Genomic DNA, 24,329 nt, shown 5'->3' with positions numbered 1-24,329 from the left:
GCGTCACACCGTCACGCCGTCCTGCTCGGTGAACAGGTCCGCCAGCAGCTCCGCCATCGTGACGGTGGGGCCGCCCTCGGTCAGCACCGCCTCCGCTTCCCGCGCCAACAGCACGTCGGCCGCTTCCTCCAGTGCCTCGAAGTCCGAGATCGGGACCACGGCCGCCACCGGGATGCCGTTGCGCGTGATGACGGTCGGAACGCCTTCCTCGGCCCGGTTGATGTGGTCCGCGAGGTGCGCGCGGGCCTCCCGTACGGTCACGGTGTGCTCAGCCACGCGGTCAGCGTACGCGCCCATGTGTGCACGCAGCCCGGATTCAGGGACCGCGTTCGCGTGTGCCGGCGGCGTCGCGTGACCATCGGCGCGGGCACGTTGGCTACTGGTCGGTAGTATCTGTGTGAGCAGGTCGGATACCGTGGAGAGCGGTGTCCGGGGGGTCTTTGTGGCGCCCCTCGGCGCGGCTCCCCGCGCACCCCTCGGCGTGCCCCTCCGAAAAACTTCGTGAAGTTATTCACAAGGGAGTCGGTCCGGTTCGCGGGCAAAAGCGCCTCCGCGGGCCCGCAAGGAGGCCCGGCAGGAGGAAAACGGCGCTCGAGAGGGTGCCGGCAGAAGATGTGCAAGGGGCCTTCGGCCCTTTCCCTTAGGACCTTCGGTCCGGACAGAGGAGCAGCTCACGCGGCCTTGACAACGGTCCGAACCGGACGGTGACCGCCGTCCGGCGGCGGATCCTGCGCAAAACGGGGCGCGCATTATAACTCGGGCCCTGCCCAAGCTTGTGAAGGGGCGCACGAGGCCCCCACCTGGGGTAGGGGGATACTCGATGCCATGAGCACCACGGAGCGTCCCAGGATCCTCATCGTGGGCGGTGGGTACGTAGGCCTGTACGCGGCTCGGCGCATCCTGAAGAAGATGCGCTACGGCGAGGCGACCGTCACGGTCGTCGACCCCCGGTCGTACATGACCTATCAGCCCTTCCTGCCCGAAGCCGCCGCCGGCAACATCTCCCCCCGTCACGTCGTCGTCCCGCTGCGGCGTGTGCTGCCCAAGGCGGAGGTCCTCACCGGCCGGGTCACCGCCATCGACCAGGACCGCAAGGTCGCCACGGTCGCCCCGCTGGTCGGCGACTCCTACGAACTGCCCTTCGACTACCTGGTCATCGCGATGGGCGCGGTCTCCCGCACCTTCCCGATCCCCGGTCTCGCCGAGCAGGGCATCGGCATGAAGAGCATCGAGGAGGCCATCGGCCTGCGCAACCACGTCCTCGAGCAGCTCGACAAGGCCGACTCCACTCAGGACGAGGAGGTCCGCCGCAAGGCGCTCACCTTCGTCTTCATCGGTGGTGGCTTCGCCGGAGCCGAGACCATCGCCGAGGTCGAGGACATGGCCCGGGACGCGGCCAAGTACTACCGGAACGTGTCCCGCGAGGACATGCGCTTCATCCTCGTCGACGCCGCCGACAGGATCCTCCCCGAGGTCGGCCCGAAGCTCGGCCAGTACGGCAAGGAGCACCTGGAGAGCCGCGGCGTGGAGGTCTACCTCTCCACCTCCATGGAGTCCTGCGTCGACGGCCACGTGGTGCTCAAGAACGGCCTCGAGGTCGACTCCAACACGATCGTCTGGACCGCCGGCGTCAAGCCGAACCCGGCGCTGGCCGACTTCGGCCTGCCGCTCGGTCCGCGCGGCCACATCGACACCCAGCCGACCCTCCAGGTCACCGGCACCGACTACATCTGGGCCGCCGGCGACAACGCCCAGGTGCCCGACCTCGTCGGCCGCGAGGCGGGCAACGAGAACGCCTGGTGCCCGCCGAACGCCCAGCACGCGCTGCGCCAGGCCAAGGTCCTCGGCGACAACGTGATCGCCGGTATGCGCGGCTTCCCGCAGAAGCCCTACAAGCACGCCAACAAGGGCGCGGTCGCGGGCCTCGGCCTCCACAAGGGCGTGGCGATGATCGTCGTGGGCAAGGCGAAGATCCGGCTCAAGGGCCGCCTCGCCTGGTACATGCACCGCATCTACCACGGCATGGCCATGCCGACCTGGAACCGCAAGATCCGCGTCTTCGCCGACTGGACCCTCGCCATGTTCCTCAAGCGCGAGGTGGTCTCCCTCGGTGCGATGGAGAACCCGCGCGAGGGGTTCTACGAGGTCGCCAAGCCGGCTCCGGTCGCCGCTGCGGCGGCCGGGAAGAAGGCCGAGGAGAAGGTCGGGGAAAAGGCCAAGGCGTCCTGACCTCCAGCGGTCACCGAACCGGCCGAAGGGCCCTCCGCCGTCCGTGGTGCGGAGGGCCCTTCGGGGTGTTTGCCCCCGCGTGACTCCGTTGCGGGGGCTGCGCCGGGGGTGTCCCGGTGTTTACGTGGTGGGTGACATCCGGCGTTCGTCGTCACGGAGGTGTTCACCATGCCCGACGCCGCGTCGCGGCTCACGAGATCTCTCGAACAGCTGGCGGGGGCTCCCCTCCCGGTGCGCGTCCGCGCCTGGGACGGTTCGGAGGCCGGGCCGCCCGGAGCACCGGTGCTCGTCGTACGCAACCGCCGCGCCCTGCGACGGCTGCTGTTCAAACCCGGTGAACTGGGCCTGGCCCGCGCCTGGGTGGCCGGGGACCTGACGGTCGAGGGGGACCTCTTCACCGCTCTCGACCTGCTCGCCGGCCTCATCTGGGAGCGCGGGGAGGACGCCCCCGGGCTCACCCGGACGCTGCGCGACCCGGAGGCACGGGCCGCCGTGCGCGAACTGGTGAGGCTGGCCGGGCTCCCGCTGCCGCCCGCCCCGCCCCGCGAGGAGGTCCGCCGGCGCCGCGGCCCCGTGCACACCAGGCGCAGCGACAGACGCGCCATCAGCCACCACTACGACGTCGGCAACGACTTCTACGAACTCGTCCTCGGCCCGTCCATGGTGTACTCCTGCGCCTACTGGCCGTCCTCCGCACCCGGCGCCACCCTCGAGCAGGCCCAGCACGACAAGCTCGAACTCGTCTGCCGCAAGCTGGACCTGAAACCCGGCCGGCGCCTTCTCGACGTCGGCTGCGGCTGGGGCTCCCTGGCCCTCCACGCGGCCCGTGAGCACGGCGTGAGCGTCGTCGGCGTCACCCTGTCCCGGGAACAGGCCGGGTACGCCCGTAAGCGCGTCGCCGACGAAGGGCTCACCGACCGGGTGGAGATCCGGGTCCAGGACTACCGGGACGTGGACGACGGGCCGTACGACGCCATCTCCTCCATCGGCATGGCCGAACACGTCGGCGCCGCCCCCTACCTGGAGTACGCGCGGGTCCTGCACTCCCTGCTCAGGCCCGGCGGGCGGCTCCTCAACCACCAGATCGGCCGCCGTCCGCAGCGCGACGAGTCGGCGTACCGGGTGGACGAGTTCATCGACGCCTACGTCTTCCCCGACGGCGAACTCGCTCCCGTCGGCACCACCGTCACCCAGCTGGAACGCGCCGGGTTCGAGGTGCGCGACCTGGAGTCGCTCCGCGAGCACTACGCGCTCACCCTGCGCCGCTGGGTCGCCAATCTGGAGGCGCACTGGGACCGCGCGGTACAGCTCGCCGGCCCCGGCCGTGCCCGTGTCTGGAAGCTGTACATGGCGGCCTCGGCCATCGCCTTCGAGCGCAATCGCATCGGTGTCAACCAGGTGCTGGCGGTGAAGACCCCCGAGTCCGGCGACTCGGGGATGCCGCTGCGGGCCCGTACATGGGGCGCGTAGACCCATTCGGCGCGGACCGCTCGGCACGGGCGGCCGGGCACGGACTGCTCGGCGCGGGCCGGTTGGGCGGGCACATGGGTGAAGGGCCCCGTTTCACGTGGAACGGGGCCCTTCGTCGTGCGGGTGCGGCTGCTCCCGCCGTGATCACTCCGCCTTGATCGCTTGGAGCATGTTCATCCGGGCCGCGCGCCGGGCCGGCCACAGGGCGGCCAGCACACCGACCGCCGCCGCCAGCAGCAGGAAGACGGCCAGCCTCCCCCAGGGCAGGATCAATTCGTACGTCTCGAGCTTGGCGGCGAGCAGCTCTCCGGCGGCCCAGCCGAAGAACACACCGAGCCCGACGCCGAGGACCCCGCCGAACAGGGAGATCACCAGGGACTCCAGACGGACCATCCGCTTGACGCCCCCGCGGTCCAGACCGATCGCACGGAGCATTCCGATCTCCTGGGCACGCTCGAAGACCGACATCGCCAGGGTGTTGATGACCCCGAGGACCGCCACGATCACCGCCATGGCGAGCAGGCCGTAGAGCATGTTCAGCATCAGGGAGAACATCTGGCCGATCTCCTGGGAGAGGGCCTGCTTGTCCTGGATCTTGATGCCCGGGTTGGAGCCGAGGGCCTTGACCAGCCTGTCCTTGGCCGCGTCGGACGGGCCGTCGGCGGTCTTGACCAGGATCAGCATGTCGGTGGGGTCGGACTGGTGCGGGGAGAGGGTGGCGTTGTCCAGCATGATCCCGCGGATCATCTCGTTGCTCTCGTAGAGCCCGGCGACCGTCAGCTTCTGCTTCCTGCCGTCCTCATAGGCGACGGTGAAGCGCGAACCGGCCTTCCACCCGTGCTCCTTGGCGGTCGTCTCGTCGACGATGACCTGGGTGCCGCCGATCGTGAAGGAGCCGTCCTTGACCTTCAGGTCCGTCAGCTTGCCGAAGACGGAGCCGTCGACGCCGGTCAGGTACTCGGTCTCGCCCTCGATGAGGGAGGGCGAGTTGCGCATCGGGCTGGTGGCGGTGACGTCCTCGACGGCGCGCAGCTTCTTCTCGACCTGAGGGGAGAGGAAGTTGCCGTTCGCCATGGCCACCACGTAGTCGGCGCGGAGCGCGGCCGAGGCCATCTTGTCGATCCCGCGCTGCAGGCTGAGCGCCAGCACCGTCATACCGGTGATCAGGGTCAGGCCGATCATCAACGCGGCCGCGGTGGCCGCCGTACGGCGCGGGTTGCGCACCGCGTTCTGCCGGGCCAGCTTGCCGGCGACCCCGAAGGCGCGCAGGGCCGGGGCCGCGGCGGCGATCAGCGGGCGGGACAGCAGCGGCGTCAGGACGAACACACCGGTGATGAGGAGCACGGCGCCGCATCCCATGACGATCTGGGCGGTGTTCATGTCCATCGTCCTGGCCGCCAGGACCGCGGTGGCACCGGCCGCCGAGAACAGGGCGCCGATGGTGTTGCGCAGCACCAGCGACTTGGTGGTGGCCTTCGCGTGCACGCTGCTCATCGCCGCCACCGGCGGGATCTTGGCAGCCCGCCGGCCGGGCAGCCATGCGGCCAGCATGGTCACCAGGACACCGACCGCCAGGGCACTGAGGACGGTGCCGGGGGCGATGACCACCGGCCCCTCCGGGATGACGGCACCCAGCGCCTTCACCAGGGACTTCAGCGCCTCGCCGATACCGATACCGGCGATCAGACCGGTCACGGCGGCCACCGCGCCCACCACGAACGCCTCGATCAGCACGGACCGGGTGACCTGCCGGCGGGAGGCGCCGACGGCGCGCAGCAGCGCCAGTTCCCTGGTGCGCTGGGCGACCAGCATGGTGAAGGTGTTGGCGATGATGAACGTGCCGACGAACAGCGAGATCCCGGCGAAGATCAGCAGACCCTGCTTCATGCCGCTCATCGAGTTCTCGATCGCCCGTGCCTCCTGGTCGGCCAGCCGCTTGCCGGTGACCGTCTCGACCCGGTCGCGGGGCAGCGCCCGGTCCAGCTGCGCCTTCAGCTCCGCCTGGCTGACGCCGGCCTTCGCCTTCACGGCGATCTCGTCGTACGTGCCCGGCTTGCCGAACAGCTTCTGCGCGGTCGCCGTGTCGAACAGGGCGAGGCTGCCGCCGGCGGCGACATGACCGTCGTCGGTGGTGAAGATGCCGGTGACGGTGGGGGTGAGGACGGGGCCGTCGACGGAGATGCGGATGGTGTCGCCGACCTTGTAGCCGGCGCGGCGGGCGGTCTCGGAGTCGATGAGAACCTGGTCCTCGCCCCGGGGGGCGGTGCCGGACTTCAGCGGGTACCGGGGGTCCTTGCTTCCCCAGTAGTTGCCGCCCCGGGACGGGAAGTTCTCGCTGATCAGCTTGCCGTTCTTGTCGGCGATCGCGGTGAAGCCCTGGACGACGCCGATGGCGGAGGCGGCTCCCGGTACGCGGGCGCTGTCGTCCAGCAGGGTCCGGGTCAGTTCGGTCTCCTTGCCGAGCCGGTCGCCCTCGCTCTCCTGGTACACGGGCCGTACGGCCACGTCGACATGGCGGTAGCCCTTGGCGGAGCCGTTCTGGTACGCCTGCGAGAGGCTGTCGGTGAAGACGAGGGTCCCGGACACGAAGGCGACGCCGAGCATCACGGCGAGCACGGTCATCAGAAGCCGGGCCTTGTGCGCGAGGACGTTGCGCAAGGCGGTGCGGAACATGGTTCTGTCTCAGTCCAGAGGTGCGGGTACGAAGGTGGGGGGGATCAGCCGGCGCGGCCGGTGCCGTCGGACGCGAGGGGCCGGGAACTCCCTCCGGGAAGGCGCCGCATCCGGTCGAGGACGGCGTCCGCCGTGGGGGCGTACACCTCGTCCACGATCCGGCCGTCCGCGAGGAAGACGACACGGTCCGCGTACGACGCCGCCACCGGGTCGTGGGTCACCATCACCACGGTCTGGCCGAGGTCGCGCACGGAGTTGCGCAGGAAGCCGAGCACCTCGGCGCCGGCGCGCGAGTCGAGGTTTCCGGTGGGCTCGTCACCGAAGATGATCTCCGGCCGGGAGGCCAGGGCGCGGGCGACGGCGACGCGCTGCTGCTGACCGCCGGAGAGCTGGGAGGGCCGGTGGTTCAGCCGGCCGGCGAGCCCCACCATGTCGATCACGGACCTCAGCCACTCCTGGTCCGGCTTGCGGCCGGCGATGTCCATCGGGAGGGTGATGTTCTCCAGGGCCGTGAGCGTCGGCAGCAGGTTGAACGCCTGGAAGATGAAGCCGATCTTGTCCCGGCGCAACCTGGTGAGCTGCTTGTCCTTCAGCGAGCCGAGCTCGGTGTCACCGATGCGCACCGAGCCGGAGGAGAAGGTGTCCAGGCCCGCCACACAGTGCATCAGCGTGGACTTGCCGGAACCGGACGGCCCCATGATCGCCGTGAACTCGGCCTTCCGGAAGTCGACCGAGACCCGGTCGAGGGCGACCACCCGGGTCTCGCCCTGTCCGTAGATCTTCGACAGATCCCTGGCGCACGCGGCCACGGCGGTGGTACGGCCGGTGATGGAGGAAGTGGTCACAGGTGTGCTCCTGAAGGGACGACGAGGTTCTCGGGGATGTGAACCATCGTCGTGGCCGATCGGGCCGCTGGAGTCACCCGCAGTTCCGGTTCCGGAGGACGACCAGGGGCGGACCGCGCCCGGGCGAGTCATACCGGAGGTTGACGGCCGCCCCGGACTGGAGGATGACGGTCACCCCGGGGCGCACGTCCGGGCGGGGGCGCCAAGAACGGGGGGAGCGCCCCGGTTTGGACGACGAGATTCCGTCATTCCGTGTATGTGGCCGACCACGATGGGCAAGGCTATTGGCGAGTACCGATGGCTGCTTCTAGGTTCTGACGCACCATCAGTTACCAATGAAATAAGACAACATGAGTCGACCCGCCCTCTGCCGGGGGAAAGCATCCCGATAGGCTCGGAGCCCCAGCGTGGACCCCATGGCCTGCCCGGATGGTGGAACGTAGACACGGCGAGCTTAAACCTCGCTGCCCCTTCGCGGGCGTGCCGGTTCGAGTCCGGCTCCGGGCACTACGACCCATGCGGCGCCTGACCTGGCAAGACGGCCGAATGGCGCCGTACCGCTTTCGTGTTGCGGGAACACCGTGGGAACACGGTCCCTCTAGCGTGCCGGTATGGCAAGTGTGGTGGCCCGCAGGAACAAGGCGGGCGAGGTGACGGGGTATCAGGTCAGGTGGCGGCTGGGCGGCCGGAGGAACGGGCCCTGGCAGACCGAGCGGTTCGCCGGCGACGAGGAGGGCCGGCGGGCGGCGGAGATCTTCCGCGACGCTGTCAACGAGGCGGGTCAACAGTGGCCCGAAGGCTGGGTGAAGGGCCGGGGGTACATCGATCCGGCGGCCGAGGACGCGAGCCGGTTTGTCTTCTCCGCCTACGCGCGGCAGGTGATCGAACGCAGGACAGGCGTGAGCGAGCGCTACAGGGAGGACTGCCTGCGGGAGTTGGAGACCTACATCCTGCCCACGTTCGGCAACTGCGACATCCGGAGCACGGAGCACTTCAGCAGGGCGACGATCTCGACGTGGGTCAACCAGATGGCGCAGACGCTCGTTTGGCGCGGGTCCAAACGCAAGCCCATGTCGCCGAAGACGCTGAAGAACCTGCGCGGTTTGCTGTCCTCGATCCTGGAGGAGGCGACGCGTGAGGAGCCGCCGTTGCGGGACCGCAACCCCTGCAAGGGCATCAGGTTGCCGCGAGTCGACGACGACGGCGTGGAGGACGACGGCGAGGACATCGAGTTCCTGGAGCCGGATGAGGTCGCCGGGATCGTGAAGTGCCTGAAACGGAGACAGGATCAGATCTTCGTGCGGGTGGCGTACGGAACCGGGTTGAGATGGGGGGAGATCACGGCGCTTGCCCCGAGGCACCTGCGGAACCCGCGGCCGGGGGTGCACGAGGTGCGAGTTGCGCGGGCGTGGAAGCGTGGCAAGCGCGGCGAGGGGTTTTACCTGGGGCCGCCCAAGAGCCGGGCGGGGCGGCGTACGGTCGACATCAGCGCCGGACTCTGGGACGAGCTGATCGAGCTGGGCGTGGCCGGCATGGCGCCGGGGGCGCTGGTCTTCCACAACGGTCATGGGCAACGGCTCGTCTACTCGACGTTCTACGACCGCTGGAAGGCGGCCGTCGCCGAGGCGAAAGAGAGGAGGCTGATCCCTGAGTGGAAATTCCCCACGTTCCACGATCTCCGGCACTCCCACGCGGCGGCCCTGATTTCGGAGGGGCACAGCCTCACCTACGTGCAGAGGAGGCTCGGACACGAGTCGATCCAGACCACCAGCGACACCTACGGGCACTTGCTGGAGACGGCGCGTATATCGGCGCTGGAGACGATCGACCGCGCCTTGGGTATCGAACCGGCCGGCCAGGCCGCAGACGCGGACGACGAGGAGCACGAGGCCCGCAGGCCGCTCAGGGAGCCGGGCCGGGTGCTGTACGTCGCTCACCTCGGCGCTGTGCGCCTGGCCTTCTGGGACGACGAGCACGCCAGGGAGCTGGCGGAGCAGTGGGCGCAGGAGCGCGGCGGCGTCGTGCGCGTGGAGAGGGCGACCGCGGACTGGTGGATTCGGTCCACCGGTGGCCGGGTGGGGTCCGACAACGGGCTCAAGGCGGTCCGGCATGAATTGCCGGCGCGGGCGTTTATCTGGCAGGCGGGGCCGGCGGTGTACGCGGTGGACGGTACCGAGATCGTCACGGACCCGAACGCGGGCGAACTGCGCGGCTCGTGGGTGTACGACTTCGAGGAACCGCTGTACACCGATGAGCCGGCGCTCCAGGCGACGGAGTGGCGGGACGGGCCGGCGGCGGAGACGGAGGCGCGGGCGTGGGGCCCGGACCGCGACGCCGTACGGGAGGCTTTCGAGAAGGCCCGTGCGGACGCGCTGCGGATCTGCGGGCTGCATCCGGCCCGGTCGGGTGGTGGGGACCGGCGGGCGGTGCGCTGAAGGCGCTGTCTTTGGCCGGCTGTGCCGTGAGGGTGCGAACGGCCCCGCTTGGGGAGCGGGGCCGTTCGCGGTTTTCGGGGGGTCCCCAGGGAGCCACCCTCGGGAGCACCCCGGTTGCTGAGAGACCGTTCCAGTGCCGTCAGCACGCACTAGCTAACACCAGGAGGCGAGGGGGAAACCCCTCGTCTGAGGTGTAGGGCGTGCTGTGTGCTCAGAAAGCCGTCAGCTGATGGATGACCGGAGGGCGGCGGCGTCGGCCGCTGCCGCGCCTCGTCCGTCGGCTCGCCGCGGCTCACCGCAAGGTTCAGTGGCCGGGCGGGTCTTAGCGGCGGCCGAGCAGGCACAGGTCCAGGACTGGGTCGACCTCGACGCACAGGCCCTTGCGGACCCGGTCGTTGGCGAGGGGCGGCGGGGTCTGCTGGTGGGGGGAAGGCGGGGGGGTGGGCGCGGCCTGGGCCGGGGTGGGGGATGTCGTCGGGCCGGGAGGTGTCGGGGTGGGGCCGGCTGGGACGGTGGGGGGCGTGCCTTCGGTGCTGGGGGTGGCCGGGGTGGTGGGGGGCGTGTCGGTGTCGTCGGGTGTCGGGGTGGGGGGAGGGCGGCCGGTGTTGGTGCCGCCTTCCTCGCGCAGTCGCGCAGCAGCGACGTCGTCGGGGAGGGTGAGGGGGACGCCCGGGGCGCGGCCGTCCTTGGGGGCGGTTGCCGGTGGCGGGGGTGTTCTTCAAGACATCGATCGCGAAGGCTTGGAATCGCTCTGGACGCATGATCGTTCCTTTGTGGGTGAGCAAGGCCGCGCCAGTCTAGGAGCGTCGCTAAGGCGACGGAGGGCGGACTGGCCAGGAGCGCGGTGAGGATGTCCCGTACCGGAGCAGTGGCGAGCCCGTCACCCACGACGGAGCTGGCCCCTTCGGCCCTGGTCTGTGCCGAGGGCCAGAGGGGCCCGGTGCCGGCTCGCTGTGCACCTGGTGCGCTGAGGCGGTGCGGGCGCAGCAGGGGCCGCTGAGCAGGTGACGGCCGGTCGGCCTGTGATCGTCCCCGGATGAGGGCGGTACGGGTCGTTAAGCCAGGTAGAGCGGAGCAGCGACGCGGCCAGCCAGTGCGCGCGTTGCTCGGAACCGTGCAAGAGGTGGCCTGTTCTGCCGGTTTCATGGCGCGGAGTTCGGTACGGTCCACGCGAGGAACCGACCGAGAGGAATGTGATGGCCGATCACCTGACGGTGCTCACCACCACGGACAGTGAGGACAAGGCGCGCGCGCTCGCCGTCGGCGCGATAGAGGCACGGGTCGCCGCCTGCGCGCAGATCAGTTCTCCTGTCACCAGCGTTTACTGGTGGGACGGCGCCGTGCAGACCGATCAGGAGTGGACGATCCTGTTCAAGACGACGGCAGCGCGGTATGAGGCGCTGGAGGCGTACATCAAGGGCGCGCACACGTACGACACTCCGGAGATCATCGCCACTCCGATCACGCACGGCAGCAAGGAGTATCTGGCGTGGGTGTCGAAGGAGACGACGGAGGCGTAGCCGCAGTCAGACGGTGAGGGCGGCCTGCACCTCGGCCCGGAGGTCGCGGGCCGCTGCCGTGTCGGGGAGCTGGTTGACGATCGCGGCCATACGGACGCGGCCCATCGTCATCCCCTCATACCCGTAGTGGCGCATGGTGCGCAGCGCCCGGCGTGCCGTCGCGATGCCGCGGTCGACGTCGCCTGCGCTCAGGTAGGCGCTGGCGGCGTCCGTCCGCACCGCGATCGACACCTTGGAGTCGTCGTCCACGGCGAGACGGCTGAGGGAGTCGTCTGCGGCCTGCACGCCCTCCCGGTGCCGCAAGTGGGTCAGCGTCGACACCTTCAGCGAGTCGAGCCGGGACCGGCGCATGAACCGCACCCACGGCTGCTCACGTGACGGGATCGCGTAGTCGTAGACCGCCTCTGCCCGGTCCAGTGCTCGCAACGCGCCGTGCTCGTCGCCGAGCGTGGCCAGCTCCTCCGCCGTGCGGGCTGTGGTCCAGGCGGACGCGGTGGCGTAGCCGGGGCCCTTGACGTGCTTCTGCGCCTGGATCAGGAAGTCGGCGGCGGTCCTGGGGTCGGTCACGCCGTATGAGGCGTAGGTGAGCACGAGCGAGTCGAGCGGGGGGTGCCCTGCCTCGCGGGCTGCGGCTCGGGCGGCCTCGTAGTAGTCGGTGGCCTCCGTGAAGCGTTTGATGTCCCAGGCCAGCCATCCGGCGAGCGCGGCGGTTTCACCGGCCGCCACGATCAGGTCGTTGCGGTGCTTGCCGGCGCGGGGGATGGCGCCGGTGAGGGTGTCGAGGTGGGCGGAGACCCGGCCCAGGAGCGCGAGGGTCGGTGTGTTTTCCTCGTCGGTGTAGAGGGCGGCAGTGGCGGCTGTGAGCCGTTCGACCTCGGTCCGGTCGAGGGGGCTGGTGGACAGAGCGGCGGTCAGGCGGTGGAGGGGGCCGCTGGTGGCTGTATGAGCGGCCGTAGCGGCGATTCCGCCCAGGAGGGAGCGGCGCAGCATCTCGTCGTTCTCCAAAGGCTGTGCGGGTTCGGGCTGTAAGGGCAGTGTGCAGGAGACACGGGCAACTGCCACAGGGTCCAAGTTGAGGACGTCGGCGATGACGCTGAGGTAGTCGTCCGGTGTCCGCCGCCCTGTCTCCCACCGGTACACGTAGTGCTGCGTGACGCTCGCAGTGCTGGCCGCGTCATTGATCAGACGTGCGAGCTGCGGTCTCGTCCAGCCACGTGCCGTACGGGCGTCGTAGATCGCCCGACCGATCGTGCCCGGTGGCTGAATCCCCATCACCTCAACTCCCGCCGTGTCAATAGGCCTGTGTATGCCAGCGTGGCATACGTAGCGGCTCATGTGCAGGCAGTGAGCACTCAGTGGAATGAGGGCGTGGCGCCGGCCGGGATGCATCCGGACAGCGGCGCTGCGGTGGCTGTTCTCGTCTACCTGCGAGAACGCCCCCATAACTCCCGTCATCCAACGGCTGAGGCGAGGTATGAGCACATCTGGTACACCCCCCCACCTTGGTGATCTGGTGGACACGCCGACGATTCACCATGACCGGCTCACCGGCCGGCAACCACCCCGGAGAGACAGGGGGACCAGGAAGTGAGCGGGGCGACGAACGAACAGCACGCAGTCGAGGGCGCCGCCCTGGTGCCGGGCTGGGAGCGGCGGCTCGCGGTTGAGCACTGGCTTCTGTCCGCTGCCCGGGACCGGGAGGTGGCCCGCCGCGAGTGGCTGATGCAAGGGGCGGCACTCCTGGCGTGCGGCGGGGTCTTCGCCGCCGTGCGGATGCCGGGAGAGCTGGTGCGTGCCGCAGCGCAGACGGCCGACGAGGCGGAGGTGAACGCCTTCCTCCGCTACGCGCTGGACGGCGGCCCGGTGACCCGGAGCAGGCATTCGGACAACTACTACGCCCTCGTCCCCGCATCCACTACGTGGCGGCACCCCCCTTGCTCCTTCCCGGGTCTGGAATGCCTGGGCCGGGACTGCTTCCTGGGCGTGCCGGCGGTGGACCGTACGGAGCCGGAGGGCCGCGCGTACTGGGCGGTCCCCATGGGCTCCCCTGGTGAGCTGTGCGAGCCACGGCTGGTGTGGGCGATGGTCCAGCTCGCCGAGGAGCGCCGCCGGGCCGCCGAGGCGGAGGAGGGCGCAGCGGCCCTCGAGGACGCGCGGTGAGGCCGGACAGTACGGCGGGGCAGGTCCTCTACTGTCTGCTCCTCGCCGCTCTCCTGGCCGGGATCGTGCTCGGCGTCATCACCTCCTGAGCGGGCCTGGTGCACCGTCCCGGTGCCGCTCACGGTGCGCCCGGCCGTCCAACCCTTGCCGCAATGGACTCCCGCCTCGAGGCGGTCGGCCCCCGTGCCCATCGGGGTGTTCGTGCCGGATCTGGGGCGGGTCGTTGGAGGCCGGACAGCGCGGTAGGCCGAGCCCTGCGCGTGACCGTTCTCCGTGTTCTGTTCACTGTTTCACTGGAGGAATTCATGAATTCCACTTCTCTGCCGCAGACCAGCACTTCGGCGGCGCCGCAGGAGACCGACGCGCTCGCCGAGGACGTGGTGGTCGCTGTCGACGTCGAGGACGAGGAGTAACCCCCCTCGCGTGCGTGTGACCGGGCGCCCCTCTCCTCGGACCGTGCAGGCCCCGAGGGGAGGGGCGCCGTCTTCACTTCAGCGACCTAGGGGGCTTTCGTGATTCATGTGTTCGTCGGGCCGACGCTGCCTCGGTCCGAGCCGCTGCTGGCCGCGCCGGACGTCCGTGCGTGGCCGCCGGTGCAGCACGGCGACCTGTTCGACTCTTCCATTCGTGCCGGGGACACGGTGGTGATCCTCGATGGGGTGTATCACCAGGCGCCGGCGCTGCGGCACAAAGAGATCCTGGCCGCGATGGGCCGGGGCGTGGCGGTGATCGGGGCGGCGAGTATCGGTGCGCTGCGGGCGGCTGAGTTGGCGCCGTTCGGGATGCTGGGGGTCGGCGGCATCTTCGCGGCCTACATGCGTGGGGAGATCGACGGCGACGACGAGGTGGCGGTCGGGCAGTCCCCTGACGGGGAGTGGGATGCGCTGTCCTGGCCGCTGGTCACCCTTCGGCACGTCCTGGGGCTGGCTCAGACGGCCGGGCTGCTCGACGGTGAGCGGGCCGCCGGTCTGCTGGCCGATCTCCAGGCGGTGTACTACCCGCAGCGCACGACGAGCGCGGTGCGTGCCGTCTGCCGCCGCCGAGGCGAGGAGGGGTTTGCCGGGTGGCTGGCCGAGCAGCGTGAGCGTGATCCGTACTTCGGTGACCTCAAGCGGGCCGATGCTCTCGCTGCCGTGCGTACCGCCCTGCGCGGCTGGGCACCCCGGGCGGAGGCCCGGCCCGCGCCCGGCACCTGGGAATCGCCGTACTTCCGTCAGTGGTCCAACGTGTTCGCGTCCCAGCGGGTTGACGGGGTGCAGCTGTTCACCGAGGACCGCCTGCTGTATCAGCAGGTGTTCAACCCGCAGTTCCCGCGGACGTGGATGGCCTACCTGGCGCACCGGTCCCTGCACCCGCCCGGCGGCGGTCGCGGTCTGCCGCTGGAGGAGCGGCTGGCCCAGGTCACCGGCGGGGGCCTGGCTGCCCATCAGGTGTTCCATCCGCCGGTGGACCTGCGGGACGAGACGACCGTGAGCCTGCTGCTGGCCGATGAGACCCGCAAGGACCGGCAGGCGGTCGCCCGCTATGCCGACGCTCTTGCCCTGACCCGCCGCAGCCGGCCCGGCTTCTCGGTCGCAGCGGTACGCGGCGACCTTGCCCGTCGGATGCTGCTGCGGGCGTGGGGGTGTTCTGAGCGGCGTCTTGATGAGGAGGCGTCCGCTCGTGGGCTGGTCTGCGCGGCGCGTGCCGTGCAGGCGGCGAAGCGGCTGGTGCCCGGATACCTGAAGGAGGGGCGCGGTGAAGGATGAGGGTCTGGTGGAGCTGCCGGGCACGGTACGCGCCCGGCCTCCCGAGGAGACATGGGAACTGCTGGCCCGGCGGCTGGAGGGATTCGGTATCACCCGGGTGGCCCGGCTGACCGGCCTGGACTGCATCGGGCTGCCGGTGTGGACGGCGATCCGGCCCGCTGCCCGGACCCTGAGCACGTCCCAGGGCAAGGGCGCCACGGACCTTCTTGCGCGGGTGTCGGCCGTCATGGAGGCGATCGAGCTGTGGCATGTGGAGCAGCCTCTGCCGGTGGTGGCGTACGGGCCGGCCGAGGAGGTCGCCCCCGGCTGCCCGGTCGCTGCGCTGCCGCTGATCGCCCCTCACAAGGAGCGCACCCTGGCCCGGGTGGTGTGGGAGTGGACACCGGGCACCGGCCTGGTGAGCGGGGAGAAACGGCTGCTGCCGGTGGACCTGGTCCGCCGGCGGGCGCAGCGGCCCGAGTGGACCCCGGATCTGCTGCGCGCGACCAGTACCGGCCTGGCCTGCGGCAACACGAGGGACGAGGCGCTGCTGCACGGCCTGCTTGAGGTCGTGGAGCGGGATGTGCTGTACCGGGACGGGCAGGTCGGCGGGCGCCGGCGGACGCTGATCGATCCCAGGTCGGTCGACGACTCCTATGGGCGGGAGGCCGTCGACCGGCTGATGAGTGCGGGGATGGCGGTGGAGCTGGCGCTTGTGGACGGCCCGTACGGGCTGCCGGTGTGCCTGGCCTACCTGTGGTCGGAAGACCTCCCGATGGTTTTCGCGGGCGGCGGCTGCCACATCAGCCCTGCCATTGCGCTGACCCGGGCGGTGACCGAGGCCGCCCAGTCCCGGCTGACGGCCATCGCCGGAACCCGGGACGACCTCGCCGGCGACCCCGCTCCCCTCGACACCTGCCGTTTCCGGCCGGCGCGGACCGAGGGGCTCGCCTCGTGGCCGGAGGTGACGGCCCGCTTCCAACCGGTCCCGGGCGGCTTCGCCGACCAGGCCGGGCAGGTGGCGCGGCTGGTCGAGGACGTCACCGGTCATGAGCCGGTGGCCCTGGACCTGTCCGGCGAGGGGGAGCCCTTCCACGCCGTGCAGGTCGTCTGTCCCGGTACCCGCTCGCGGATCAGGAGGGCGATGCCCCGATGACACACCCCGCCACCGTCCTTGGGGCCGCGCCGCCCGCGCCCGCGGTTGCGGCCCAGTACGACGCGTTCCATGCCGCGCGGGCGCGCACCGGCCTGGTCGCCCGCCTGTACGCCGAGGCGCTGGGGGAGGACTACCCGGCAGAGGTCGCCGCCTCCAGCTCCTGTGACTGGCCCCTGCTCGGGCTGATGACGGCACGGCTGCGGATGCAGCCCGGTCAGCTCCTCGTGGACGCGGGGTGCGGCACCGGCGGTATCGGGCTGTGGCTGGCCCGCGCCCTCGCCGTCCGTCTGGTGGGTTTCGACATCTCCCGCGTCGCTGTCGGCGAGGCGTTCGCCCGCAGCGGGCAGTTCCTGCCCCCCGGGCGGGCCGCCTTCTGTGTCGCCAGGCTGGAGGCCACCGGGCTGCCGGACGGCTGCGCTCACGGCGTGGTCTGTGTGGACGCCCTCAGCCGCGCTGCGGACCGGGACCAGGCCGTGCGTGAACTCGGGCGGCTCCTGGCGCCCGGCGCCCGGCTGCTGGTGACCCGAGCTGTGCGGCGCGGCACGGAACCCGTCTGGGAGGCGCAGGCCCGCGCGGCCGGGCTGATCGTGGAGCACGTCGACGAGCGGCCCGGCGAACCCGGGATGTGGGAACGGCTTTACCGGTTGTGGATCGACCACGCCGAGGAGCTGCGTCGCGAGCTCGGCGAGGACCAGGCGGCGAACATGCTGGGCGAGGCACACCGGGTGCTGCCCACGCTCCCCGGCCGCCGCGCGGTCCTGCTGACCCTGCGCCGCCCTGTAGCCTCCCCGGCTGCGCCCGGTGCGGCCGATACGATGGCCCGGCCCGGCCGGCACCCCGACGACAGCGAGAGGACCCCGCAGTGAGCCAGACCCGTGCCCGTGTGGCGGTGCTCTCGGCCGGCTCCTGGGGCACCGCGGCAGCCAAGATCCTCGCCGACGCCGGCAGCGATGTGATCGTGCACGCCCGCCGCAGCGAGGTCGCCGACGGGATCAACACCCGGCACCGGAACCCGGCCTACTTCCCGGACGTCGAGCTGCCCGCTTCGCTGACCGCGACGACCGATCCGGCCGCCGCGCTGGAGGGCGCCGACTACGTTGTGCTGTCCATCCCCGCGCAGACCCTGCGGGCCAACCTCGCGGCCTGGGCGCCGCACATCGGGCCGGACGCCGTGATCGTGTCGCTGATGAAGGGCATCGAGACGGACACCGGGCTGCGGGCGAGTCAGGTCATCGCGCAGGTGACCGGTGTGAGTGCGGAGCGGATCGCGGTGCTGTCCGGGCCGAACCTCGCCCGCGAGATCATGGCCGGCCAGCCCGCCGCCGCGACGATCGCTTGCCCTGACGAGGAGGCCGCGCGCCGCTTTCAGCAGGCCTGCCACACCTCGTACTTCCGCCCCTACACCAGCACCGACGTGGTCGGCTGCGAGCTGGGCGGTGCGGTGAAGAACGTCATCGCTCTGGCGGTCGGTATCGCTGCCGGTATGGGCCTGGGCGACAACGCCACAGCGGTGCTCATCACCCGCGGCCTGGCGGAGACCACCCGCCTCGCGGTTCGTATGGGCGCCCATCCCGCAACGCTGGCCGGGTTGTCCGGCATGGGCGACCTGGTGGCCACCTGCTCGTCCCCGTTGTCCCGGAACCGCACCTTCGGCACTTACCTCGGCCAGGGCATGACCGTTGCGGAGGCGACGGCCGCCACCCGGCAGACCACCGAGGGCGTGAAGTCCGCCACGGCGATCCTCGACCTGGCCCATGTCCACGGTGTGGAGATGCCCATCACCGAGGTGATGGCCGCCTTGCTCCAGGAGAAGATCAGTCTCGACGAGGCCGCAGCCGCGCTGATGCAGCGGCCTCCCAAGCCCGAGCGCTGACCCCGGGCGGCCCGGTTCGTGGGCTGCCCCGCCCGTGCTTTCTTTCCCCCTCCCTGTTTCCCGGAGGCTTCCTCATGCCTGATTCCGTGCTGCCTGCCGTCCAGGCCGCCGTCACGGTGGCTCTGGTCGCGTGGATGATCACCGGCTTCACTCCTCTGCCCGGCCGCTGGCTGCGGTGGAAGATGTTCTGCCGGGCCACGTTCACGATCATCACGCTCACCGGCACGACCAAGGACGGCCGGACCGAGCCGGTGAACGTCTACGACTACCTCTCGCCCGGCAGCTTCATCCTCGGCCCGCCCCAGCTCCAGACGATCCTCAACCACCTCGTGGCGAGCGGCCGGTATACCCGGGTCGACGGCCATGGCCGGGTGCTGTCCGCGCGTGGCGAGCAGCCCGTTGAGGTGAGGGGGAGCCGTGTGGTTCTTTGACGCTCTCACCTCCGGCTTCCAGCACCCCACCGACCCCGCGCGTCTCCACCTGTTCCGGATCGTCTTCGGGGCGGTGCTCACCGCGCGGTTCGCGCTCTCCTTCGGCCAGGGCGGCTGGGACCGCCTCACCCCCGGCTCGCTCAGCGTCCACGTGACCGAGCAGCGATTCGGCCCTGCCCGCACCCGGCTGCTGGTCGCGGTCTACCGGCCCGCGCTTGTCGTCCGTACCGTCGCGGCCGTCGCCCTGACCATCGGCCTCGTGCCCCGGCTGGCGCTGCTGCTGGTCCTGGCCGGCATCTCGATGGAGCTGATGTACCTCAAGAGCCCCAACGCCGTCCGGTACACCCTCCTCACGGGGGGCTGCCTGCTGCTCGCCGGCGACCTCGGCACCGGTCTGCGCATCACGCACGGCTCCAGCACGGCGAACACCTGGGCGCAGGTCCTGCTGGTGCTGGTCACCACCGATATCTACTGGAACTCCGCCTGGCAGAAACTCCGCTCCCCGCAGTTCCGCAGCGGGCTGTACCTCGCGCAGTGGGTCCACGTCTACAGCCAGGTACGGGAGCGGCTTCCCTACCGCCGTCAGTACGCCATCCCCGGCATCGTCCGCCGCCACATGGGCAACCTGACCGACCGCGACGTCCGCCTGTGGCGGCTCGTGGCGGTCGTCGTCATCGCCCTGGAACTCGCGCTGCCGCCGGCGCTGCTCCTGGAGCAGACGATGCCGTACGCGGTCGCCGTCGGTATCGGGATGCACGCCGCGTTCACGCTCTTGAAGCCTCGTCAGCTCATCACGTTCTCCGGTCTGACCGTCGGTACGTACACGGCCTTCGCCGCGTGAGGCACGGGGACGGGTTTCGGCCATGTGCCCCGCCCCTGGGCGGGGTGCGTGTTCCCGGCCGTGTGCAGTGGTGTTCCCGTGGGAACACCGAATGTGGGCTGAGGCGGGTTGAGACGGGCCGAGACGGGCCGAGTCGGGCCGAGTCGGGCCGACTCGGAGAGGAAGCCGCAGGTCAGCGCTCTGACCTGCGGCTTTGTCGTGAGCCGATACAGGTTCGAGTCCGGCTCCGGGCACTGCTCATTACGCACGGTCAATGCTTGTTGACCGTGCGTATGCGCTCGTTGTGGCGGTCGCGTGTCTTGGAAGCGTCGGCGTGGGGGAGCCGGGGAAGGCGGCTTCCTCATGCCCCGCAGGGCAGGGCGGGGCGCGGTGCGCACGGCGCACGGAAGCGCTGGACGCCGGGGCGGCGCCGTCATCCGTATGGCAGCCCTGGCATGTGAACGGACCCTGTTTTTCCTACTTGCTTTCCTTCGGCCTGGCCGCATCCAACACCGTGCCGCAGGAACGGCGGGCCGGACGGCCCGGCTTGTGCATGTCCTGACCTCCGCAGAGCGCGCTGAGACCTGTGAGCACCTGGTGCGGTGAGGTGGCGTGGGCGAAGTGGGGGCCGGGCGTGCGGCAGAGACCGCCGAGCAGGTGATTGCCGGCTGGCCCGGAGGTGCTTTCCGGGCAAGGGTGATAGGGGCCGTCGGGTCGGGTAGAAGCGCGTGCCGCTCTGTGGCGGGGCCATGTGATGGAGCGTTGCGTGTCAACGCCCCGTGAACTCAAGGGGTCACGGGGCGTTGACGCGCAGTACCGTTTTGAGTGTCCAAGCCAAAACGGAGGCTCCAGTATGGCCTATGAGACCAGGACCTTGGGAGAGACCATCCGCGCCCGCCGACGTGCGGCCGGCCTGAGCCAAGAACAACTGGCCGAAGAAGCGAGGGTTTCGGTCGGCACCATCAGGAAGCTTGAGCAGGAAGCCGGTCACGCTCGGGTAGAGACACTGCATCAGATTGCCCGAGTGCTCGGCGTATCCACCTCCGCCCTTTTCGCGCCGGGGTCACCGTTACCGGTGGAGGAGGACGGCAGGAACCGTCAGCTCCTGGCACAGCTCCGCCGAGTGCTCATGCCACCGGTAGGAATTGCGACAACAGAGGAACCGGCTGACCTGGGTCAAGCCGAGCCGCTGCCGGAGATCCGCCGACGGATCGAGGATGGGCTGAAGCTCTACCAGGCCGACCGCTATGACAGCGTCGCGCGCATGCTTCCCGGGCTGCTGCGGAGCGCGGAGGCGGCGACGGTGGCCGCTGCCGAGGAAGGGAGAGACCAGCGAGAGGCTGCCCTCGTACGCGTGCACGCTTTGCAGCTGGCCGGCAAATACCTCACGCAAGTACGCCAGTACGACATGGCGTATCAGGCCCTCGTCGAGGGGATCCGCCTCGCGCGGGAGCTGGAGGAGACACTGACCGCCGTCACCGGGGTGACGGGCCTGTGCTGGCTTCTCATCCGCCAGGACCGTTTCGACGAGGCGGAGAATCTGGCGGCCACCACGGCAGAACGGATCGAGCCCCGGCTGTCCTCTGCCTCTCCTGGGCAGTTGGCGGCGTGGGGAGAGCTGTGCTTGCGTGCCGCGGCTGCGGCCGTACGGAACAACCGGCCGGACGTGGCCACGGAGGCGCGGCGGATGGCAGCCACGGCCGCCTCCGCGATCGGCCAGGAGCACGAGGACTTCTACAGCCACTGGTCCAGGTTCGGGCCGGTGACGGTGCAGCTGAAGGCGGTGGAGGATCTGGCCCTGGCCGGGGACGCCCGCGGTGTCCTGCGTCGCGTGGATGACGGCCTCCTCTCGCGGAGCGCCATGCGGAAAGTCGGTCGGCCTTCGGCCATGACCGTGAACCGTCACCGGCTGGACGTGGCGTGGGCTCACGTCGCCCTGGGGTCGACGCAGGATGCCATGGATGAGCTGGAGCGTATCCGGCGTACGGCCGGCACCTGGATGCAGCATCAGCCTCGGGCCCGGGATGTGATGCGGGACATCCTGGCGACGCGCAAGCGCTCTTTGACGAAGGAGATGCGGGAGATGGCCGCTCACCTCGGCATCGCCTGACAGCCCGACAGAACTACTACGTAGCGTGGTAGTTAGCCGGCTCACGTTGTGGGCAACTAGCACGCTGCGTGGTAGTTGGTGACGGCATGTAAGCAGCTGCCATGCTGCGTGGTAGTTCGCTGACGCGGCGTCGCAAACTACCACGCTACGTGTGTGGTGCACGCCACAGCATGACCCTACGTTCCTGGTCATCCACGACAGACCTATGCCAGGACGGAGTCATGCGTAGAACACCAGCCGACCGGCAACGGCGCCAGGAGCTGGCGGACGCGTCCGTGACCGCGACCACCCCCGTGACGGGCGGCCCCCTCCTTGAGCATTTCCCGATCGCCCCGGCCATGCCGCTCCCTGGCCCGCAACCGCCCCGGAAGCGGTTGCAGGCGGCAGACAGGGGGACTGAGGAGTGAGCAGGGCGACGAACGACCAGCGCGCAGTGGAGGGCGTCGTGGTGCCGGGGTGGGAGCGGCAGCTCGCGGTCGCGCACTGGCTTCTGTCCGCTGCCCGGGATCAGGATGTGGCCCGCCGGGAGTGGCTGTTGCAGGGTGCGGCGTTGCTGGCGTGCGGTGGGATCTTCGCTGCCGTGCGGTTGCCGGGGGATCTGGTGCGCATCGCGGCGCAGATGTCCGCCGAGGTGGAGGTGAACGGCTTTCTTCGTCGTGCGCTGGATGGCGGGCCGGTGATCCACGGCAGGTATGCGGATCACTATTACGCCTTGGTGCCCGGTTCCACTGCGTGGCGGCGTCCGCCCCGGGCCTTCCCTGGTCTGGAGTGTCTGGGGCGGGACTGCTTTCTGGGTGTGCCGGCGGTGGACCGTACGGAGCCGGAGGGGCGTGCGTACTGGGCGGTTCCCATGGGCTCTCCCGGAGGGCTGTGCGACCCGCGGCTGGTGTGGGTGCTGGTTCAGCTTGCCCAGGAACGCCACCAGGCGGCCGAGGCCGCAGGACTAACCGTCCTCGAGCAGACGGCGGGATCAAGCAGGGCTGCCCGGTGATCCGGTTCCCCTCTGTGGCGCCCAGCCCGACCGGGCGGGGTGTGATCCCCTTTGTCACCCGGCGGAAAGGAGAGGAGGCGGCACCGGCCAACCTCGTCATCCTGCGGCAGCGGAATGGCACAGGACGTCGGCTGTTCTACTGCGACGAGGAGCCCGAGGACCGGCCGGTCCGTGGTGTGCTGTGGGCGCGGTGCTCCTTCAGCACGGACGACGACGGCATGTCAACGGGTGAACCCGTATGGAAATTCATGCACCCGTACCGGCAGATGGCGACGATGCTCGCCGGCCGCTGCCAGGTCTGCGCACGGCCGGCGCGGACGCCGCTGGGGTACCTCTACCTGGCCGGGCCGGCGGACGAGGACCCGACGGCGCCGTCGATCCTGACGACGCAGCCGCCGGTGTGCGCACGGCACGTCCGTACGGTGGCGCGGCTCTGCCCGCACATGGAGGGCGGGCCGATGGTGTTCCTCACACGCGGGGCCCCGCTGTACGGGGTGGTGGGCAGCGTCTACGGGGTTGGCCCGTTCGGTGACGTCGATGTGGTCGACCTCCCGGCCGAGCCGGTGGCGTTCGATGATCCGCGGATTCCGCTGATCCTGGCCTCGCAGCTCGTGCGGCGATTGCAGTCGTTTCGTGTGCTCGAGGTGGACGAGGTGCTCGCCGAGCTGGCGGCTGCCGCGTAACCCCCCCCAGGGCGTATCGCCGGCCACCCCTGTGCGCGGGGTGGCCGGTTCGCGTTTGGTCATGACAGCGGCCCGGGCCGTCACACCGACCGGCCCGGGCCGCACGTCGAAGACGGGTCCTACCGGGTCAGGCGCAGGTCCCAGCCCTCCGCACCGGGGGTGAGGACGGGGGTGTAGGTGTCGGGCGCCGGACGGCCTGCTGTCTCCCAGGCGGTGAGCCAGTCACGCAGGACGGTGAGGGACGGGGAGTCGGGGCGGTCGGCGAGGATCGTGCCGTCCTGTTGCAGGACTGCGGCCGAGGCTTCGGTGGAGTGGCCGATGGCCAGCAGGCCGGTGGTGAGGCCGGCCACGGTGAGCTGCGGGCCGGCGTGGGCGGCGGCGAAGGTCCGCCACGACGGCCAGTCGACCTCGCCCCCGTCGTACGGCTCGGTGTGGGCGTCCTTGAGGAGGCGGGCGAGCGTGGTGCGGGCGCCGGTGTGGAGGTGGTCGTCGTGCTCGCGCCAGGCGATGGAGATCCACGACGGGGCCGGGGTGCGGTTCTCCCAGTCCACCCACCGGCCCGGCAGGTCGAGGTTCTCTTTCGGGGAGCCTGTCGCCTCGGTGTAGCCGCCGGTGAACACGCCTTCCACCCTCGGCCGGCCGCCGGTGACGCGGACCTTGACGACCGCGGTGGTCATGGGCACGGGTGCGATCGGCAGCGGCGTGACGATCAGGCCGCCGTCGGTGACCTGGTCCACCCACGTCTTGGGCAGCACGGGCGGGGTGCACCAGGCCACGATCCGGTCGTACGGGGCCTTGTCCGCGAAGCCCGCGGTGCCGTCGGCGGTGTGGCAGCGGATGTGGTCCAGGCCGCGCTCGTGGTGGATGAGGTTCGCCCAGCGCACGAGGTAGGGGTCGATGTCGAGGCTGGTCACCGCACCGGTGGGGCCGACGAGTTCGGCGAGGAGAGCGCCGGAGTAGCCGGACCCGGTGCCGACCTCGAGGACGTTCATGCCGGGGTGGACGTCGAGGGTGGTGAGCTCGCGGTGGATCACGGCCGGGTTGGAGCGGTGAGGGGTGGCACCACGGCCGTCGTGGTGGGTGTAGTGGTGTTCGGGAACGGTGTCGGCGGCGTCGACTACGGCGGTCACGGATCACTCCTTCGAGTGGTGGCTTTGCAAGCAGAGCAACTGTTCCGGGCGGGTGGAGGACACAGGCCCGGCGGAA

Annotated in this window: 19 protein-coding genes and 1 tRNA gene; 15 read left to right on the top strand and 5 right to left on the bottom strand. The window is 70.4% G+C overall.

All coding sequences use genetic code 11. The features are described from left to right. Positions 1 to 3 precede the first annotated feature (3 nt). Positions 4 to 276, bottom strand: coding sequence for a type II toxin-antitoxin system Phd/YefM family antitoxin (locus ABD224_RS07015; RefSeq protein WP_344047987.1), 273 nt, complete (start codon positions 274 to 276; stop codon positions 4 to 6). A 549-nt stretch (positions 277 to 825) separates the two neighbouring features. Between ABD224_RS07015 and ABD224_RS07010 the strand changes: the two genes are divergently transcribed. Both ABD224_RS07010 and ABD224_RS07005 read left to right on the top strand, forming a co-directional pair. Continuing rightward, a complete protein-coding gene (locus ABD224_RS07010) occupies positions 826 to 2,229 on the top strand; it encodes an NAD(P)/FAD-dependent oxidoreductase (protein WP_344047985.1) in 1,404 nt (467 codons plus the stop codon). Positions 2,230 to 2,397: 168 nt separating this feature from the next. After that, positions 2,398 to 3,699, top strand: a complete 1,302-nt coding sequence (locus tag ABD224_RS07005; RefSeq protein WP_344047982.1) for a class I SAM-dependent methyltransferase — start codon at positions 2,398 to 2,400, stop codon at positions 3,697 to 3,699. A gap of 144 nt (positions 3,700 to 3,843) precedes the next feature. Here the strand turns inward: ABD224_RS07005 and ABD224_RS07000 are convergent, their stop codons facing one another. Both ABD224_RS07000 and ABD224_RS06995 read right to left on the bottom strand, forming a co-directional pair. After that, entirely contained in the window at positions 3,844 to 6,372 is a 2,529-nt protein-coding gene (locus ABD224_RS07000) for an ABC transporter permease (protein WP_344047980.1), read from the bottom strand. Positions 6,373 to 6,416: 44 nt separating this feature from the next. Then, positions 6,417 to 7,217, bottom strand: a complete 801-nt coding sequence (locus ABD224_RS06995) for an ABC transporter ATP-binding protein (RefSeq protein ID WP_344047978.1) — start codon at positions 7,215 to 7,217, stop codon at positions 6,417 to 6,419. A 423-nt stretch (positions 7,218 to 7,640) separates the two neighbouring features. Here ABD224_RS06995 and ABD224_RS06990 point away from each other — a divergent pair. The 3 genes from ABD224_RS06990 (at position 7,641) to cutA (ending at position 11,172) form a co-directional block, all read left to right on the top strand. Next, positions 7,641 to 7,724 (top strand) — tRNA-Leu (locus ABD224_RS06990). A gap of 104 nt (positions 7,725 to 7,828) precedes the next feature. Beyond that, positions 7,829 to 9,652 (top strand): tyrosine-type recombinase/integrase, encoded by a 1,824-nt coding sequence (locus ABD224_RS06985; protein ID WP_344047976.1) that lies wholly within the window; start codon positions 7,829 to 7,831, stop codon positions 9,650 to 9,652. Positions 9,653 to 10,848: 1,196 nt separating this feature from the next. Beyond that, positions 10,849 to 11,172 (top strand): divalent-cation tolerance protein CutA, encoded by a 324-nt coding sequence (gene cutA / locus ABD224_RS06980; protein WP_344047974.1) that lies wholly within the window; start codon positions 10,849 to 10,851, stop codon positions 11,170 to 11,172. A gap of 6 nt (positions 11,173 to 11,178) precedes the next feature. On the opposite strand, the gene ABD224_RS06975 is transcribed toward cutA, so the two are convergent. Beyond that, complete coding sequence (locus ABD224_RS06975; RefSeq protein ID WP_344047972.1) at positions 11,179 to 12,444, bottom strand: helix-turn-helix transcriptional regulator; 1,266 nt, start codon at positions 12,442 to 12,444, stop codon at positions 11,179 to 11,181. Positions 12,445 to 12,759: 315 nt separating this feature from the next. Here ABD224_RS06975 and ABD224_RS06970 point away from each other — a divergent pair, with 315 nt between their 5' ends. From ABD224_RS06970 to ABD224_RS06925, 10 genes are all read left to right on the top strand, one after another. After that, on the top strand, positions 12,760 to 13,332 hold the full coding sequence (locus ABD224_RS06970; RefSeq protein WP_344047970.1) for a hypothetical protein: 573 nt from the start codon (positions 12,760 to 12,762) through the stop codon (positions 13,330 to 13,332). A gap of 512 nt (positions 13,333 to 13,844) precedes the next feature. Further along, positions 13,845 to 15,080 carry a TfuA-like protein gene (locus tag ABD224_RS06965; protein WP_344047968.1) on the top strand — a complete coding sequence of 412 codons (1,236 nt, stop codon included), beginning with the start codon at positions 13,845 to 13,847 and terminating at the stop codon, positions 15,078 to 15,080. Next, complete coding sequence (locus ABD224_RS06960; RefSeq protein ID WP_344047966.1) at positions 15,070 to 16,215, top strand: YcaO-like family protein; 1,146 nt, start codon at positions 15,070 to 15,072, stop codon at positions 16,213 to 16,215. The genes ABD224_RS06965 and ABD224_RS06960 overlap by 11 nt, the downstream gene beginning before the upstream one ends. Continuing rightward, the gene (locus ABD224_RS06955) at positions 16,212 to 17,081 is read left to right on the top strand and encodes a class I SAM-dependent methyltransferase (protein ID WP_344047964.1); all 870 of its coding nucleotides are present in this window, start codon (positions 16,212 to 16,214) and stop codon (positions 17,079 to 17,081) included. The genes ABD224_RS06960 and ABD224_RS06955 overlap by 4 nt, the downstream gene beginning before the upstream one ends. Then, a complete protein-coding gene (locus ABD224_RS06950) occupies positions 17,078 to 18,088 on the top strand; it encodes an NAD(P)H-dependent glycerol-3-phosphate dehydrogenase (RefSeq protein ID WP_344047961.1) in 1,011 nt (336 codons plus the stop codon). The genes ABD224_RS06955 and ABD224_RS06950 overlap by 4 nt, the downstream gene beginning before the upstream one ends. 74 nt (positions 18,089 to 18,162) lie before the next feature. Beyond that, positions 18,163 to 18,519 (top strand): hypothetical protein, encoded by a 357-nt coding sequence (locus tag ABD224_RS06945; protein WP_344047958.1) that lies wholly within the window; start codon positions 18,163 to 18,165, stop codon positions 18,517 to 18,519. After that, the gene (locus tag ABD224_RS06940) at positions 18,506 to 19,360 is read left to right on the top strand and encodes a hypothetical protein (protein WP_344047956.1); all 855 of its coding nucleotides are present in this window, start codon (positions 18,506 to 18,508) and stop codon (positions 19,358 to 19,360) included. Before ABD224_RS06945 ends, ABD224_RS06940 begins: the two co-directional genes overlap by 14 nt. An 832-nt stretch (positions 19,361 to 20,192) precedes the next feature. Beyond that, positions 20,193 to 21,449, top strand: a complete 1,257-nt coding sequence (locus tag ABD224_RS06935) for a helix-turn-helix domain-containing protein (RefSeq protein ID WP_344047953.1) — start codon at positions 20,193 to 20,195, stop codon at positions 21,447 to 21,449. Positions 21,450 to 21,852: 403 nt separating this feature from the next. After that, positions 21,853 to 22,440 carry a hypothetical protein gene (locus ABD224_RS06930; RefSeq protein WP_344047951.1) on the top strand — a complete coding sequence of 196 codons (588 nt, stop codon included), beginning with the start codon at positions 21,853 to 21,855 and terminating at the stop codon, positions 22,438 to 22,440. Positions 22,441 to 22,481: 41 nt separating this feature from the next. Further along, on the top strand, positions 22,482 to 23,123 hold the full coding sequence (locus tag ABD224_RS06925; RefSeq protein WP_344047949.1) for a hypothetical protein: 642 nt from the start codon (positions 22,482 to 22,484) through the stop codon (positions 23,121 to 23,123). Between the two features lie 119 nt (positions 23,124 to 23,242). On the opposite strand, the gene ABD224_RS06920 is transcribed toward ABD224_RS06925, so the two are convergent. After that, on the bottom strand, positions 23,243 to 24,253 hold the full coding sequence (locus ABD224_RS06920) for a protein-L-isoaspartate O-methyltransferase family protein (RefSeq protein WP_344047947.1): 1,011 nt from the start codon (positions 24,251 to 24,253) through the stop codon (positions 23,243 to 23,245). Positions 24,254 to 24,329: the final 76 nt, after the last annotated feature.

Source organism: Streptomyces thermoalcalitolerans, from assembly GCF_039525155.1.
Classification (GTDB): Bacteria; Actinomycetota; Actinomycetes; order Streptomycetales; family Streptomycetaceae; genus Streptomyces; species Streptomyces thermovulgaris.
This window is presented reverse-complemented; position numbering and strand designations above follow the sequence as displayed.

Coding starts and splice junctions, on each gene's coding strand:
- ABD224_RS06955 (WP_344047964.1), top strand. CDS start 16,212: ATGACACACCCCGCCACCGTCCTTGGGGCCGCGCCGCCCGCGCCCGCG.
- ABD224_RS07005 (WP_344047982.1), top strand. CDS start 2,398: ATGCCCGACGCCGCGTCGCGGCTCACGAGATCTCTCGAACAGCTGGCG.
- ABD224_RS06975 (WP_344047972.1), bottom strand. CDS start 12,444: ATGGGGATTCAGCCACCGGGCACGATCGGTCGGGCGATCTACGACGCC.
- ABD224_RS06945 (WP_344047958.1), top strand. CDS start 18,163: ATGCCTGATTCCGTGCTGCCTGCCGTCCAGGCCGCCGTCACGGTGGCT.
- ABD224_RS06985 (WP_344047976.1), top strand. CDS start 7,829: ATGGCAAGTGTGGTGGCCCGCAGGAACAAGGCGGGCGAGGTGACGGGG.
- ABD224_RS07010 (WP_344047985.1), top strand. CDS start 826: ATGAGCACCACGGAGCGTCCCAGGATCCTCATCGTGGGCGGTGGGTAC.
- ABD224_RS07000 (WP_344047980.1), bottom strand. CDS start 6,372: ATGTTCCGCACCGCCTTGCGCAACGTCCTCGCGCACAAGGCCCGGCTT.
- ABD224_RS06935 (WP_344047953.1), top strand. CDS start 20,193: ATGGCCTATGAGACCAGGACCTTGGGAGAGACCATCCGCGCCCGCCGA.
- cutA (WP_344047974.1), top strand. CDS start 10,849: ATGGCCGATCACCTGACGGTGCTCACCACCACGGACAGTGAGGACAAG.